The following is a 14084-nucleotide window of genomic DNA, read 5'->3' as shown; positions in this document are numbered from 1 at the left end:
TGCCCTCTGGATTCAACCCCCAATCAATCCCAGCGATTGAGGTTCGGCCGAGCATGAGCGAATATCAGTACTACGAGTTCCGCGCGATCGATCAGCCCCTCAGTGAAAAAGAGATGGACAAGCTGAGTGCCATCTCTTCGCGAGCAGAAATCACGGCGACAAGCTTCACGAACACATACAACTACGGTGACTTCCGGGGCGATCCCGAGGCCCTGGTGGAGCGTTACTTCGATGCTTTCGTCTACGTGACCAACTGGGGCACTCACCAGTTGATGTTTCGCCTCCCCAAGGGCTTCCTCGACATTAAGGCCGCCGCACCATACGGCAGCGACGAGACTCTCTCGTTCAAAGCCAAAAGTGACCATATTATTGTCGATTTCACATCCGATGACGAATCGAGAGACGAATGGACCGAGGGTGAGCCCTGGATGGCCTCGTTGATCGCGCTCCGGGGCGACCTGATGCGCGGCGACCTCCGGGCCCTCTACCTGGGATGGCTCGCTTCGCTCCGATTTCTGGTCCTCGACGAGGATCCCGAAGTGGAGGCGCAGCTCGAGCCCCCCGTCCCGCCCGGCCTTGCGAAGCTCTCGGGGCCGCTCAAGGAGCTGGCCAGCTTCCTCTGGATCGATGACGAGTTGATCGAGGCCGCCGCACGCGGCAGCGCGGGCGAGCCCCCCGCCGCGCCGTCGCTCGACGTGATGCGCGGGTGGGTGAAGCAACTTTCCGCAGCCGACAAGGATGCCTATCTCCTCCGCTTCCTCACCGAGGAAGGAGACCTGATCCTCCGCGCGGAGTTGGCGAGGCAGTTCCGCGACGCGACCCGGCCAACCGGGACAGCACCCGCCGCGGATGCAGCGCGGCGGACGGTCGGACAGCTCCTCGCGGCCCGCGACGAGATCGTCGAAGCAAAGAGGCTGACAGCGGCCGAGAAGGCAGCCAAGGAGCGCGCCCGCAAGGAACGCGAACGGACCGAAGCCCGAACGAAACACCTCGACGACCTGGCCGGCCGCGAGTCGGCCGCCTGGCAGGAGGTTGACGATCGAATCGCGGCGGGGCAAGCCAAGGAGTACGACCAGGCCGTCACCCTCCTCGCCGATCTCCGTGAACTGGCCGCGCGAACGGGCCGCACCGCCGAGGTCGACGCGAAAATCCAGGCCCTCCGCCAGCTCCACAAGAAGAAACCCAGCCTCATCAAACGTTTCGACACCCATAAACTGGGAACGTGAGGCCGTCACTTCTCGCGACTCGCGCGGACCGAGCGGATCACGAAAAAGAGCGGGTTCTCCGCCCACTCCGCAATTCCGTATTTTGCATTGTACTATCGATACAGCTTATGGCTGTGTGGCCAAGGTTCCCAACCTCTGGATGCCACTCTCCGATTCTTTTCAACGCCCCGATCCAGGGCTAAGCAGGTGGACATGGTCATCCATAATATTGAATGATGTGCAAGCCCTGGGTGCCACGGGTTGTACTCAACCCGTGAGCCTAAAACCTGGGTAATTGCTCACGGGTTGAGTACAACCCGTGGCACCCCGTGGGCCTTGCATCCCCGAGGTCACGCATCAGAAAATCAAAGAAAACCGAGACCAACGGCTTAGGAAGCCTCTCGCGACTCGTTCCCACGGTCCCCCGTGGGAATGCAGTCTGGGACGCTCTGCGTCCTCGGCTTTCGAAGGCCAGACGACGCAGAGCGTCGGGGACGGCATTCCCACGGAGGACCGTGGGAACGAGGGGGGTTCTTAGCTCGATGGCGGGTCGTTGATTCTTTTGAGATTCGCGCGAACATCAGGGCAGGGGAGTGCGTCTGAAGGGAGTGAAGCCAGAAACGGCAACCCAAACCTAACGCGAATCCAAATCATGAAGCTACTCACTACCCTCGTTCTGGCTGAGACCTGATGAACAGCATTGTGACCCCACGTCTCCATGCTCGGCGAGCTTCTCATTATCATCTTCATACTCATACATTTCAACAACTCAACTTTGATGATCGATGGCTCGGTAGGCAATCGGCAGACCACTCTCGTTTAGACCGAGAGATGCTGAGGGTTCGAATCCCTCCTGAGCCACTGGCGGGCAACGCGAATCGAACCGCTTCGTTGCTCAGCCTCTCGACCGAGTGGCGGAATGGCAGACGCGCGAGTCTGAGAGGCTCGTACCCTGAACGGGCGTGGGAGTTCGAATCTCCCCTCGGTCATTGAAATCTAAAAAATTAGATCATGTATCAATTTCCGCGACGATCGGCGTCCACCAGAACGCCCATCCTCCCAGGCGTGGCAGGCGCCTGGCCAGCTCCCATAAGGCTGGCCGCCCGGATCGATACCGGGGCCTGGGACTTGTGAGTGGGCCGGGGCTCGACCGTCGTTCCCGCGTTCGGAGCGGTGGGATCGACTCCTGTTTCCGTTCCACTCGCGAATCGTCGACCTCACCCTGCCGCCGTGGCGAGCCCACGCGGTTCCAGTTTCGGGGCGTTGGCGGCCAAAGCGTTGAACCCGCCGGCGACCACCTGCTGGACCAGGTTGTACATGATGATCGGGAGCAGAATTCGCGGGTGATCGGCGAATGCGAATGAGGCGAGCACCAGTCCGGTGCCGTTGTTGTTCATTCCCAGGCCGTACATCAGCGATGCGCGTCCCCCCGCTTGCAGCCTGAGGAGATGGCCGAGTCCCCAGCCGGACCCGAACGCGAACATGCAGAGCCCGCCTGTGATCGCGAGGATGGCGGCGAGGAAGTCGAGGTCGGGCTGGGCCACCGCCTGAGGGAGCGAGATCGCGGCGTTCGAGTAGCAGAGGACCAGCAGATTCGCCGAGTTCGCGAGCTTCAGCCAAGGCCGCATGCGGTCGGTCAACCGATCTCCCAGCAATTGCCGCAGGAGGATTCCAAGCAGCGAAGGGAAAACGACGCAGACAATGAGGAACGCTCCGGTTCCATGCGTGGCGAGTTGGTGAAGACTTGTGGCGTAGTCTCCCTGCGTCATCAAGCCCGCCGCGTGCAGCGACAGCGGGGTCGTCAACGGACTCACCAGCGTGGAGATCAAGACCAGGCCCAAGCTCAGCGCCAAGTCCCCGTCGGCGTTTTGCGCCCAGGCCGATGACGACCCCGCGATCGGCATTGAGGCAACCAAGGCCAGTCCCACGAGAATGCTCTGCAACTCATCCGCGTTATGCCAGAAGTCCATCGACAGCGAGACCAACGCGATGAAGAGGATCGGCACGAGCAGATTGGCGGCCAGGCCAAAGACCAGCGGCCCTGGGTTCGTGAGCAACCGTTTCAATTCGGACGTGCGCACCCCGAGACCGGCGTTCAACAGGAGCAGGCCAAGCATCACCGCCGGCAACGTCAGATGCGTCGACCCGCCGAACAGGTGGATCGTGCCGAACGAGACCGAGCGAATCATGAGCCCGGCCGCCGGCGCATATGCGGCAACCGCGTACGTCGCGATCAGGATCCAGAGAAAATGCTTATGAAACCAGTGCAGTGCCGTCACTAGCCTTCGATCGCCATGCATGGACATCGTCTGGCATCCTTGAAAAAATCATTCTGGCGGAGAGCGGGACCCGACGTCCCCTTCTCCCTCGGTTGCGAGCAATCACTCGCGTCATGGACGAATCTTAGAAAACAGACTTAAGCAACACCTGAAGGAAGCCTAAAATTCTCTTCACCCTTCGCGACGCCCCGCAAATCCCCGCGAACCATTCAGGCGGGTGGGGGATCTCTCTTCATTGCAGAATCAAACGGGATCACCATTGCTTCCTAAACATGCTCAATCGCTTACATATCAGTCCCGATGGTGAAACGGACGATCATCCCTCGCTTCGACCGAGGAGTTCCGGGGTCGAAATCCTGGCCGGGGCAGTTCGATGAAATCCGGCAATGGACCCTCTCGTCGGGAGCCGGACTTGGATGCCTGGAACACGACCATTCCAGTCAAAACAAGAAGGCGGGCGGAACGTCCCGCCCGCTCTTGAATTCAAACTGAATTGAATGGAATTGCGGGCGGGTCGCCCGCGGTCCCAGGGGGAGCAACTTTGGCAATGCAAGTGCGATTACTTTTGGGGAAGGGCGACCCGATTGGCGACGGGACCCGCTTGGAAAGCGGGCGAGCGATGAGCCTTGCGGGTTCGACTCCCGCCCCTTCCGCTGTGCCCGTGGTGTCAACGGAAGCATGCCCGCTTGTGAGGCGGACGGTGCCGGTTCGAACCCGGTCGGGCACATCAGTGATTACCAAACAGGAATTCGTTGATGCATAAGCAGCTGAACCGGCCGATGTCGGTGCACGGTCGGGAACGCATTTCCGTGAACGCGTTGCCCCAAACGGGAAAGCGAACAAACGGTCAGTTCGTCGGACAAAAAACTGCAGATCTGCACAGACAAATCCCCTTCCAGTCGGTTTCCGCCGGTCTGAGAGCCATCAGGCCGTCCTCGAGTGGGGCGGTTCCCGTAATCTCGGGTCGACTCAGGCGGTTGGCTGACGACTTTTTGCAGCGTTCGGAGCCCATTTTTCGAGGTCGTCCGCGCGGCGGATCAGGCTGAATTTCAAGCTTGATTTATGGTTGGTTGATGTAGGCGGTGTGTCCCTTTGCTTAACAATCCGTGGGTACAGGCTCTTGCAACGGAACTCTGGGCGGTTATATTCGACCGTTCTTCTGAGGAATCTCAGGTTCCGAACCGATCGTGAAATCCTTCACTTTCGGCACAAACCCGTGATTCCACGGAAGAACTCGGCCGGCGCCGGCAACCTCGGGTCCGCTGTCAACAGGCCGTCGTTTAAGTATGGGGACCCTCTTTATTCCTAAGTTCCTCATCGACCGAACCGCATGGTAGACCACCGAGCGAAGAACCCCATCCAACACGGCGGAAACCAGGCGAATATCCGAGCGCGGCTCAAGCTGGGCAACCGGCCGCTTTTGGATTTTTCCGCCCCTTTGAACGCCCTGGGGCCGCCCCCCGTGGCCGTCTCCGCCGTTCGAGCCGCCACCGAGACCATTGATCGCTATCCGGAGCCGAACTCACCCCGGCTCGTGGAGCGACTGGCCGAATTTCACGGGGTGCCGACCGACCAGATTATCGTCGGTGCGGGCACGACAGAGCTGATCAATCTGATTGGTCAGATGGTTCGCGAGACCGCCGGCCGTCGCAGGCGGAGCTTCGGCGTTCCCAAACCCCCGGCCGCGCACCTGGTCGAGCCGAGCTACGGCGAGTATCGCCGGACCTCGGCCCAGAACGGGATGCGCACCAAGATCTGGGACGAGCATGTGCTCGGGTGGGCCCAGGAAACGTTCCCGGAAGGGAAGCGAGGGGTCTTCTGGACCGGCCATCCCAACAATCCGTCCGGCCGCGCCTGGGACCGCACTCGCTTGCTCAACCTGGTCGATCGTTCGCCGTCGCTCATGACGGTCGTCGACGAGGCCTACCTGCCGTTTCTGCCCGATGAGGCGAAGCGGACCCTGATCGGCGCAACGAGCACCCGCAACAACCTGATCGTGTTGCGGTCGATGACCAAGATCTACGCCTTCCCTGGGCTGAGAATTGGTTATGCCGTGGCTTCGCCCGACATCGTGGCGATGCTCCGACGGAGCCAACAGCCCTGGACCGTCACGACGGCCGCCGAGGTCGCGGCGATCGCGGCGGTCGACGATCGTGACTACCTGCGACGCACCGTGGAACTGATCCGGACCGAGTCGGCCCGACTCACCGATCGGCTCTGGGACTTGCCCGGCGTCCGTCCGCTCTGGCCGGGCCGGCAACGCCCGTCGTTCGCGCCGCCGATGGCGAACTTCGTCGTCTGCAGCCTGGTCGACACGCCCTGGACCTCGCCTCAGCTCCAGGATGCGTTGGCCTGTCGCGGCATCTTCGTGCGGGAATGCTCCAACTATCGTGGGCTCGAGATTGGCTCGGTCGTGACCGGCCCCGGGCAAGAGCACCACACCCGAGGACATCTCAGGTTCTGCGTGCGAAACCCCGCCGAGAACGATCTCTTGATCGAAACCCTCGCCGACGTCATGGCTTCGGAGTCCGTCTTTCTCCGTTCACGCGAAGAAATTCCGGTCTTGAGTGGATTTCGTCGCTGGCGGCTCCGCGCTCGCTGAGAGCGGTCGGGGGTCGTCACCCTGAGCTGAGCCTCGCAACCCATCATCGAGCGGCCGGGCAGAGGGGGGGATCCTCCTGATTCTGCCCGGCCGTTTCGTTTCCTACGAGACCTCGATCCGTCAGGCAGAGGGGGGGATCATCCTTGATCCTGCCTGACAGTAACCTCCGGTTCGTTGCTTGGCCGGGCAGAGGGGGGGATCGTCCTTGATTCCACCCGGCCAAGACATTCCGCGGCTCAGAGCAGCAATCGCTCGGGATCAGGGGCGGAGCGGGGGCTCTCCTCAGCCCACGGGAGTTCTCGACTCCCTTCGGAGCCGTCCCGATCGTCGGTCGCCGCCAGGTTCATCAGCCGGTCTTCCCGCTCAGGACCACGCATCAGGCCAAGGATGTCGAGTTCCCAGTAAGGGTTCCTCCGCAGTCGTTCGAACGAGATGAGTCCCATCCGTTCGAGGGAGCGTCTGCCGTTGATTCGGTCTTGCTCCTGAGACACGGCCGCGTTCGAAAACCCGTCGTTTTCCCTTCGATCCGACTTCGGATGATTCATCGTTACCGCTCCCAAGTGACTGGATTCCCAAGTATTTGGTGAGAAATTGCGGCGGACCCGTCACGCCAAGGAGCCTCAATCGACGCTGAGGCGAGACCTTCGCGGGGCGCGAAGGTCATCGGCTCAACGGCGAAGCCGACTCGGTGCGAGGTCCAGCGACTTCACGTTCGAGGAGCGACCGCTCGGGGACGTCCCTCGATGTGGAATGGGAGGATCAGTCGATCCGGCTCAGCACATGAAGCGGCAGAGTCGAATCGAGGTGGGAACCGCGGTGGCGAGCGGAGTGGTCTGAAGGTGGGTTGTCCCCCCTGATCCCGGCCAAGACGCCTGGAGGAACCCGGGAGCCTCAGGGTGAAGCCAGCGCTGATCCGACCGCGATGCGATCGGAACCAACGACCAGGTCAAGTCATTCAGGTCATCGGGTGCTTCGTCACGTTCGCCTTCGCAATCGGTCGCGTCAAGTTCCTCACACAACGGCGTGCAAAAGCCGACCGCCGCAAGGATCGGGACCGGGACGACATCGAGCCCGGACCCAATGACCGCGAACGCGACCATCAGGACCCGGATGCCGGACCAATGAAGACGAAGCTGCCAACTCACCTCAACCCCCTGCAATGCTGACTCGTTCATCGAGCGTTTCGAGAAGTGATCAAGGAACAACGACCTCCCTAATCCTATCGGAGGAAACGTCCTCAATGTCAAGAGGAAGCGTCTTGGCATTGGGGAACCGCCGGCGGCAAATCGGCCGGAACCTCCCGAGATGATTGGTGAAACCCACCACAAAAAAAGGGATCTCGTCCGCAACGAGATCCCTTTTGTGTTGCAATGCGTTCGTTCGGGACCGACTCCGCGTCGCTCTGCTCGGTCCCGAGCGCGCCGGTCGATTCCGGTCAGGCGGACCGAGGCCGACGGGTCGGCTTGTCCACCGCGCCCGCTTTGCGGTCATGGGGCGTTGCGATCGTTCGCGAGGTACTGGCACTTTTTCCCGGCGACGAGGTCGTTTTCTTTGACCCGCGCTCGCTGGGGAAAAGCTTGGGAACGACGTCATCCAGCGTGTCGACGGAGTGGAAGGTCATGTCGGCCTTGACCTCCGCCGGGAGCTCGATGAGGTCTTTTTCGTTGTGCCGAGGGATCAGGACGGCGAGGATCCCCGCACGACGGGCGGCCAGGATCTTCTCGCGGACCCCGCCCACGGGCAGCACCCGGCCGGTCAGGGTGACCTCACCGGTCATCGCCAAGTTCTGATGGATCGCCTTCTTGCGGACTAGGCTCATCAAGGCCGCCGAGATCGCCACGCCGGCCGACGGACCGTCCTTGGGCACCGCACCCGCCGGCACGTGAATATGCACGTCGTTCTTGGTGAACCAAGAGGCCTCGATCTCGAGCAATTTGGCGTGGCTCCGCATGTAGCTCATGGCCGCCTGAGCGCTCTCACGCATCGACTCGCCGAGCAGGCCGGTCAGGGTCAACCCGCCCTTGCCGGGCATGGCGGTGGCCTCGATAAAGAGGATTTCGCCTCCGGTCGGGGTCCAGGCCAGGCCGGTGGCCACGCCGGGCGTGCCGGTCCGGTCGGCCACCTCGCGGAAATAGCGGGGGGGGCCGAGCGCCTCGGGAACCTGGGCAGGCGCCACCTTGGTCAGTCCGCGTTTGCCGTCGGCCCGTTTCCGCGCGACCTTCCGGCAAATCGAGGCGATCTCACGCTCGAGGTTCCGCAAACCGGCTTCGCGGGTGTAGTCGGCGATGATCTTGCCGACCGCCTCGTCGGAGAAGACGACGTCACCCGCCGTCAAGCCGTGCGCCTCGAGTTGCTTGGGGATGATGTACTTCTGAGCGATCAGGGTTTTCTCTTCCTCGCTGTAACCGGGGAGTTGGAGGACCTCCATCCGGTCGAGCAAGGGGGCCGGGATCGACTCGAGCATGTTGGCGGTGGCGATGAACATCACCTTCGACAGGTCGAAATCGACGTCGAGGTAATGGTCGCGGAACGAGGCGTTTTGCTCGGGGTCGAGCACTTCGAGCAAGGCGGCCGAGGGATCACCCCGGAAGTCGGACCCGAGCTTGTCGACCTCGTCGAGCATGAAGACCGGGTTATTCGTCCCCCCTTTGCGGATCCCTTGCAAGATCCGGCCGGGCATCGCGGCCACGTAGGTCCGGCGATGTCCTCGGATCTCTGCCTCGTCGTGGACTCCGCCCAGGCTGATCCGGACGAACTCGCGTCCGAGCGCCTTGGCGATGCTCTTGCCCAGCGAGGTCTTTCCCGTGCCCGGAGGCCCGGCGAGACAAAGGATCGGCCCTTTCATGTCCTTCTTGAGCTTGCGGACCGCCAGGTACTCGAGGATCCGTTCCTTGACCTTCTCGAGGTCGTAGTGATCGGTGTCGAGCACCTTCTTCGCCCGTCGCAGGTCGAGCCGGTCGCGGCTCGACTTGGACCAGGGGAGCATCGCCATCCAGTCGAGGTAGGTCCGAACGATCGAGTATTCCGCCGAGCTCGGATGCATCCCGGCGAGCCGCTCGATCTCCCGCTCGGCCTCGGTCAGTACGTCGTCGGGCGGGTTGGCGGCTTTGAGCCGCTTCCAGAGTTCGTCGAGCTCGGGGTTATCCCCTTCTCCCTCGCCCAGTTCTTCCTGGATTGCCTTGATCTGCTGGCGGAGGAAATGGTCGCGCTGGGCTTTGGTGATCTCCGACCCGACTTGTTCCTGGATCTTGCTCGAGAGCTCGAGCACCGCGAGCTGCCGCGAGAGGAACTGGCCGAGTTTTTCGAGCCGGGCGCGGACGTCGATCTCGCTCAGGAGCTTCTGCTTCTCTTCAATCGAGAACGGCAGGCTGGAACCGAGCAGGTCCGCCAGCCGGCCAGGCTCCCGGGTGTTCATCGCGGCGACCTGGAGCTCTTCGGGCACTTGCTGGCTCTGGTCGACCATCCGCTGGAACAACCGATTCACATGATGGACCAGGGCGTCGAGCTCGACCCCTTCGGCCACCACGTCGTCGTAAGGCTCGATCTGACCAATGAGATAGGGCTCGAGCTGCTCGACCTTCGTCAACTTGGCGCGGTAGAGCCCCTGGCAGACGATCCGCGTGGAGCCGTCGGGAAATTTGAGCATCTTCAAGACGGTCCCGACGCAGATCGTCGGGTAGAGGTCATCCATCCCCGGCTCTTCGGTGTCGGGATGGCGTTGGGTGACCAGGCCGATCATCTTGTCGCCACCGAGCACTTCGTCGATCAGCTTAATCCCACCGGGCCGGTTGACCACCAGCGGGACGACCGTCTGGGGAAAAACAACGTCGGAGCGGAGCGGCAGCAACGGGAGCCGCGAGGGCAGCACCGGCGCACCTTCGGGACGTTCGGGCAAGACCAGAGCCCGCCCCGTCGCCGCGACATCCTCCGCGACCGATTCGGGGTCGGGCGCCATGGAAGGATTTGAGGGACGATCTGATTTCGACGTGCGAGTGGTTTTCTTCTTGGGTCGCATAAATATCGACTTAATGGATAGCGAGGGAATCCGACCAAACTCTCGTCTCAAATCCAGGGCAAACCGCGCGGCCGTAGCACTGAATTGTTGACCAACGCCCCGAGGAAGGAAAGAGCGCACCCCGACGGTCGATATTCTTTGGTCTAAGTGTTGTTCAGTCAAGACATTGGATCAGGAAGTTCCGAGCCCGCTGGCGTTCCGCGGCGCTCAAGGCCCCCGTACAACGCAGCGACAAGGTCTTCCCCGGCCCCCAGGTCCCCCGAATCGTGAATGGCCGATCCGCCGCGAGGTTTCGGACGCAGAACTCTTTGATCTCGAGCACCTTCCCCTTGGGTACACGACCGCGCACGTCGATCGAGTCCCTCGTCCGGTATCGAATCAAAAAGCCGTTCGACCCCGTTCCGGCCAACCAACTTGCGCGCCGGCCGACCACGAGAGCGGCGATTAGTGTCACGACGAGAACCGCGACGATCACTCCCTGGACCATGAAACGCCCTCGACTCAGCGTTTCCACCAGTCGGCATCGTCCTCCACCAAACCGTACTTCGCCGACTGGTGCAGGGTTTGCAGAACCTGGTAGTTCTGGAACGCAAAATAAGCAAACCAGATGCCAGGGCCAATCTGATTCCGCTGAAAGAAGACCATCGCGAGCGCGCCGGCCGTAAGCAACGAGACGATGTGGGCCCACCGCATACCCTGCCGCCGGTTGTACATCGTCAGGAGCACTTCGGTGATCCGACCGCCATCGAGCGGGAGGATCGGCAGGAGGTTGAGCAGACCCCACATCAAGTTGATGGCCGTCAGGACCCAGAAGACCGACTGAGCGATGGGCGAGAGCTGGAAGTAGGCACCGCTCAGGTTCTGGCCCGAGCTGAGACCGACCATGATTCGGATCAGTTCCAGATCGTCCGCGAAACTGATCCCGAGAAAGAGGTTGCCCACGAGAAAGACCAAGCCCAGGAGCGCAAACCCCGACCCGGGACCCGCCGCCAGCACGGCCAGGCGCTGCCAGGGTCGTTGCCGTCCCAGATCGCAGGCACAATAGCCCCCCATCCAGAAGAGGACGATCTCGGTCGGCGGGTAGCCATAGAACCGGGACATCAGGCCATGCCCGTATTCGTGGACCAAGATCGAGAGAAAGGCACACCCGATGAAGATGAGCACCTTGTCCAGGTGGTTCTCACCCCCACTCAGAACGGCCATGATCAGCCAGAACAAGGGGTGAACGCGAACGGGAATGCCGAGCAGACGAAAGCGCAAGTCGTAAGGCGTCGGCGCGGCCAGACCCAGCATGGGGCACCTCAAAAGGGAAAAGCGATCGGGTCTCCTGTTCAAAAGAGTAGACCCGGATGGCCTCCGGAAACAAGAGCGTTACCGCAAAAGCGGTTCCGTCGAATGAACTCCAGGCCGGTTGCACGACGCTGCATCCCTTTGGTAACGTTTTCTCTTAAAGGAGGAACGCAACAGGTGGTTCCGGAGATTTCGGCTCGATTGACCGCGCCCGTTGGCCGCCACTCAGAGTTGCCCGGCGTTCTCCAACGCGCGGGGTTTGCGATCGTGGCCGACCTGATCGATCCCCGAGTCATTTCGGAGTTGATCGATGCGATCGATGCGATCCCACCGCAGGGCCTGGTCCTCGAGCGTGGAGGCAGCGTTTACGCCATGCGGAACGTCCTCAGCGTCGTGCCGGCCAGCCGCGCTCTTGCCGAATCCGCCCCCTTGACCACGTTGACTCGGGCCGTCCTCGGACCGGGCGCCTTCGTGGTTCGAGGCCTCCTGTTCGATAAGACCCCGGAGGCGAACTGGGGCGTCCCCTGGCACCAGGACCTGACCATTGCGGTCAAGGCCCGAACGGACGCGGCCGGGTATGGCCCCTGGACGATCAAAGGGGGGATTCCCCACGTTCAGCCCCCGGTTTCGGTTCTGGAGCGAATGTTGACCGTGCGCGTTCACCTGGATGACAGCGACGAGGAGCGCGGGCCTCTGCGGGTCGTCCCGGGTTCGCACGCCGCGGGCCGGCTCGGAGCCGAAGCGACTCGGGACTGGTTGACGCGCGTCCCTCCCGAGACTTGCCTCGTTCCTCGCGGTGGAGCGCTCCTGATGCGCCCTTTGATCTTGCACGCCTCTTCCCCGGCCGAGGCCTCCGGCCGGCGGCGGGTGATCCATCTCGAATACGCGGCCGCCCCACTGCCGGGCGACGTGACCTGGTTTGAATCGGAGCTTCCCGGTCCATGAAATTTACGAAGATGCACGGGCTCGGCAACGACTACGTCTACGTGAGCACCTTCGACCAGAAGGCGCCCGCCGACTTCGGTGCGCTGGCGATCGCCGTGAGTGATCGACACTTCGGGATCGGCTCGGACGGCCTGATCATGATCCTCCCGTCGGAACGAGCCGACGCCCGGATGCGCATGTTCAACTCCGACGGTTCGGAAGGGGAAATGTGCGGCAATGGCGTTCGCTGCGTCGCCAAGTACGTCCACGACCACGGGATCGCGCGCCGGCCGCGGGTCACGATCGAGACGGGACGCGGAGTTCTGACGCTCGACCTCGAGGTCGAAGGGGGCGAGGCGCGGCGGGTCCGGGTCGATATGCAGGCCCCGATCCTTCAAGCCGCTGCGATCCCGACCACACTTCCGGGCGACCCCGTGGTCGACGCTCCCCTCACGATCGACGGCCGGACGTTGGGCGTGACGGCCGTCTCGATGGGCAACCCGCACGCGGTGGTCTACGTCGACGACGTGGCGCGGTTCCCGGTCGAACGGGTCGGTCCTTTGATCGAGAATCACGCCACATTTCCGAAACGGGTCAACGTCCATTTCGTTGAGGTCGTCGGGCCGGGTGAGGTCCGGATGCGAACCTGGGAACGGGGTTCAGGGATCACCCTGGCCTGCGGCACAGGCGCCTGTGCCGTCTGTGTTGCGGGCGTCCTGACGGGACGGACCGAGCGCAAGATCGTCGCCCACCTGCCCGGCGGTGACCTCGAGTTGGAGTGGTCCGGCGCAGACCAATCGGTCTTCATGACCGGACCGGCCACCGAGGTCTTCTCGGGGGAATGGACGCATTGATCGGATCGAGGTTCGGCCACTTTTTGAGGAGGGGAACCGGGTTCGATTCAATTCGATTCGATTCCAAAGGAACGATCCGAGCGGCGAAGGACGCGGCGATTCATGCGAGTGCTGAGCTATAACATCCACAAAGGGATCGGTGGCCGCGACCGACGCTACCGGATCGACCGGATCATCCGGGTCATCGCGGAGCAGGAGCCGGACCTGATCTGCCTTCAGGAAGTCGACCTGAACGTCCGGCGGACCCGACACGACGACCAACCGCGACGGCTCGCCGACGCGATTCAATCGGCCGCCGATCTCTATCAGCTCAACGTTCACCTCGGGGCGGGAGGCTACGGCAACCTCGTGCTGTCGCGCTGGGGGTTCCGCCAGACCCACCAGATCTCGCTCCGCCAGCGGCGCAGGAAGCCGCGAGGCGCCCAGCTCGCCATCGTCGAAACTCCGGAAGGCCCGCTCCACCTGATCAACTGGCACCTCGGCCTGGCCGAGCGCGAGCGCCACTGGCAGGTCCGGCACCTGCTGGAGCACCACTGCTTCCGCGAGTCCGACACCCTGCCGACCCTGATTATCGGCGACTTCAACGACTGGCGGAACACGCTCGCCCGCATGGCCTTCGCGACTCAGGGGTTCGAGCAACTGACCGTTCCCCACGAGCGGTTCCGCTCCTTCCCCGCCTATTTCCCGGTCGTCTCTCTGGACAAGGCGTTCGCGCGTGGTGGGATCGTGGTTCATCAGGCCCGCGTCATCCGGACCCCGCTCGCCAAACGGGCCTCCGACCACCTCCCCCTGGTCATCGACTTCCACGTCCGACCGGTTGCGTCGGACCTGGCTTCGACGACCGAAACCCATGCGTCATTGTAAATGATCGCATTTTTTCAGTTCGATCCGAAACCAACCGCGATGAATGCGGTG

11 protein-coding genes and 4 tRNA genes are annotated in these 14084 nt (G+C 62.5%); 9 read left to right on the top strand and 6 right to left on the bottom strand.

The genetic code is table 11. From position 1 onward, the window contains the following. Positions 1-53: 53 nt before the first annotated feature. The 3 genes from BUS42_RS29275 (at position 54) to BUS42_RS29265 (ending at position 2194) form a co-directional block, all read left to right on the top strand. Complete coding sequence (locus tag BUS42_RS29275; RefSeq protein WP_074312950.1) at positions 54-1226, top strand: hypothetical protein; 1173 nt, start codon at positions 54-56, stop codon at positions 1224-1226. Positions 1227-1992: 766 nt separating this feature from the next. Continuing rightward, positions 1993-2066: transfer RNA gene (locus BUS42_RS29270), tRNA-Leu, on the top strand. Between the two features lie 44 nt (positions 2067-2110). Further along, positions 2111-2194, top strand: a tRNA-Leu gene (locus tag BUS42_RS29265). A 228-nt stretch (positions 2195-2422) separates the two neighbouring features. Here BUS42_RS29265 and BUS42_RS29260 read toward each other — a convergent pair. Continuing rightward, positions 2423-3511: a bile acid:sodium symporter family protein gene (locus tag BUS42_RS29260; protein WP_074312948.1), complete on the bottom strand. Its 1089-nt coding sequence runs from the start codon at positions 3509-3511 to the stop codon at positions 2423-2425. A gap of 542 nt (positions 3512-4053) precedes the next feature. Between BUS42_RS29260 and BUS42_RS43880 the strand changes: the two genes are divergently transcribed. The 3 genes from BUS42_RS43880 (at position 4054) to BUS42_RS29250 (ending at position 6086) form a co-directional block, all read left to right on the top strand. Beyond that, positions 4054-4137 (top strand) — tRNA-Ser (locus tag BUS42_RS43880). A gap of 2 nt (positions 4138-4139) precedes the next feature. After that, a tRNA-His gene (locus tag BUS42_RS29255) sits at positions 4140-4211 on the top strand. Positions 4212-4814: 603 nt separating this feature from the next. Continuing rightward, positions 4815-6086, top strand: a complete 1272-nt coding sequence (locus tag BUS42_RS29250; protein WP_074312946.1) for a pyridoxal phosphate-dependent aminotransferase — start codon at positions 4815-4817, stop codon at positions 6084-6086. A gap of 236 nt (positions 6087-6322) precedes the next feature. Here BUS42_RS29250 and BUS42_RS29245 read toward each other — a convergent pair whose 3' ends face one another. The 5 genes from BUS42_RS29245 to BUS42_RS29225 form a co-directional block, all read right to left on the bottom strand. Next, positions 6323-6631: a hypothetical protein gene (locus tag BUS42_RS29245; RefSeq protein ID WP_074312944.1), complete on the bottom strand. Its 309-nt coding sequence runs from the start codon at positions 6629-6631 to the stop codon at positions 6323-6325. 228 nt (positions 6632-6859) lie between these two features. Beyond that, on the bottom strand, positions 6860-7261 hold the full coding sequence (locus BUS42_RS29240) for a hypothetical protein (RefSeq protein ID WP_254053864.1): 402 nt from the start codon (positions 7259-7261) through the stop codon (positions 6860-6862). 260 nt (positions 7262-7521) lie between these two features. Continuing rightward, the gene (lon, locus tag BUS42_RS29235; RefSeq protein WP_254053863.1) at positions 7522-10041 is read right to left on the bottom strand and encodes an endopeptidase La; all 2520 of its coding nucleotides are present in this window, start codon (positions 10039-10041) and stop codon (positions 7522-7524) included. Positions 10042-10255: 214 nt separating this feature from the next. Beyond that, positions 10256-10588 carry a hypothetical protein gene (locus tag BUS42_RS29230; RefSeq protein WP_074312940.1) on the bottom strand — a complete coding sequence of 111 codons (333 nt, stop codon included), beginning with the start codon at positions 10586-10588 and terminating at the stop codon, positions 10256-10258. A gap of 14 nt (positions 10589-10602) precedes the next feature. After that, positions 10603-11394 (bottom strand): site-2 protease family protein, encoded by a 792-nt coding sequence (locus BUS42_RS29225; RefSeq protein WP_074312938.1) that lies wholly within the window; start codon positions 11392-11394, stop codon positions 10603-10605. 174 nt (positions 11395-11568) lie between these two features. Between BUS42_RS29225 and BUS42_RS29220 the strand changes: the two genes are divergently transcribed. The 3 genes from BUS42_RS29220 (at position 11569) to BUS42_RS29210 (ending at position 14033) form a co-directional block, all read left to right on the top strand. Then, complete coding sequence (locus BUS42_RS29220) at positions 11569-12336, top strand: phytanoyl-CoA dioxygenase family protein (RefSeq protein WP_074312936.1); 768 nt, start codon at positions 11569-11571, stop codon at positions 12334-12336. Then, on the top strand, positions 12333-13169 hold the full coding sequence (gene dapF, locus BUS42_RS29215; protein WP_074312934.1) for a diaminopimelate epimerase: 837 nt from the start codon (positions 12333-12335) through the stop codon (positions 13167-13169). The genes BUS42_RS29220 and dapF overlap by 4 nt, the downstream gene beginning before the upstream one ends. 102 nt (positions 13170-13271) lie before the next feature. Continuing rightward, positions 13272-14033, top strand: coding sequence for an endonuclease/exonuclease/phosphatase family protein (locus tag BUS42_RS29210; RefSeq protein WP_074312933.1), 762 nt, complete (start codon positions 13272-13274; stop codon positions 14031-14033). Positions 14034-14084 lie beyond the last annotated feature (51 nt).

It is taken from the genome of Singulisphaera sp. GP187, assembly GCF_900129635.1.
Taxonomy (GTDB): Bacteria; Planctomycetota; Planctomycetia; order Isosphaerales; family Isosphaeraceae; genus Singulisphaera.
The sequence above is the reverse complement of the archived record's forward strand: the minus strand, read 5'-3'. Positions and strand labels throughout refer to the sequence as shown.

Coding starts and splice junctions, on each gene's coding strand:
- BUS42_RS29245 (WP_074312944.1), bottom strand. CDS start 6,631: ATGAATCATCCGAAGTCGGATCGAAGGGAAAACGACGGGTTTTCGAAC.
- BUS42_RS29225 (WP_074312938.1), bottom strand. CDS start 11,394: ATGCTGGGTCTGGCCGCGCCGACGCCTTACGACTTGCGCTTTCGTCTG.
- BUS42_RS29210 (WP_074312933.1), top strand. CDS start 13,272: ATGCGAGTGCTGAGCTATAACATCCACAAAGGGATCGGTGGCCGCGAC.
- BUS42_RS29240 (WP_254053864.1), bottom strand. CDS start 7,261: ATGAACGAGTCAGCATTGCAGGGGGTTGAGGTGAGTTGGCAGCTTCGT.
- BUS42_RS29260 (WP_074312948.1), bottom strand. CDS start 3,511: ATGTCCATGCATGGCGATCGAAGGCTAGTGACGGCACTGCACTGGTTT.
- lon (WP_254053863.1), bottom strand. CDS start 10,041: ATGGCGCCCGACCCCGAATCGGTCGCGGAGGATGTCGCGGCGACGGGG.
- dapF (WP_074312934.1), top strand. CDS start 12,333: ATGAAATTTACGAAGATGCACGGGCTCGGCAACGACTACGTCTACGTG.
- BUS42_RS29275 (WP_074312950.1), top strand. CDS start 54: ATGAGCGAATATCAGTACTACGAGTTCCGCGCGATCGATCAGCCCCTC.
- BUS42_RS29250 (WP_074312946.1), top strand. CDS start 4,815: ATGGTAGACCACCGAGCGAAGAACCCCATCCAACACGGCGGAAACCAG.
- BUS42_RS29230 (WP_074312940.1), bottom strand. CDS start 10,588: ATGGTCCAGGGAGTGATCGTCGCGGTTCTCGTCGTGACACTAATCGCC.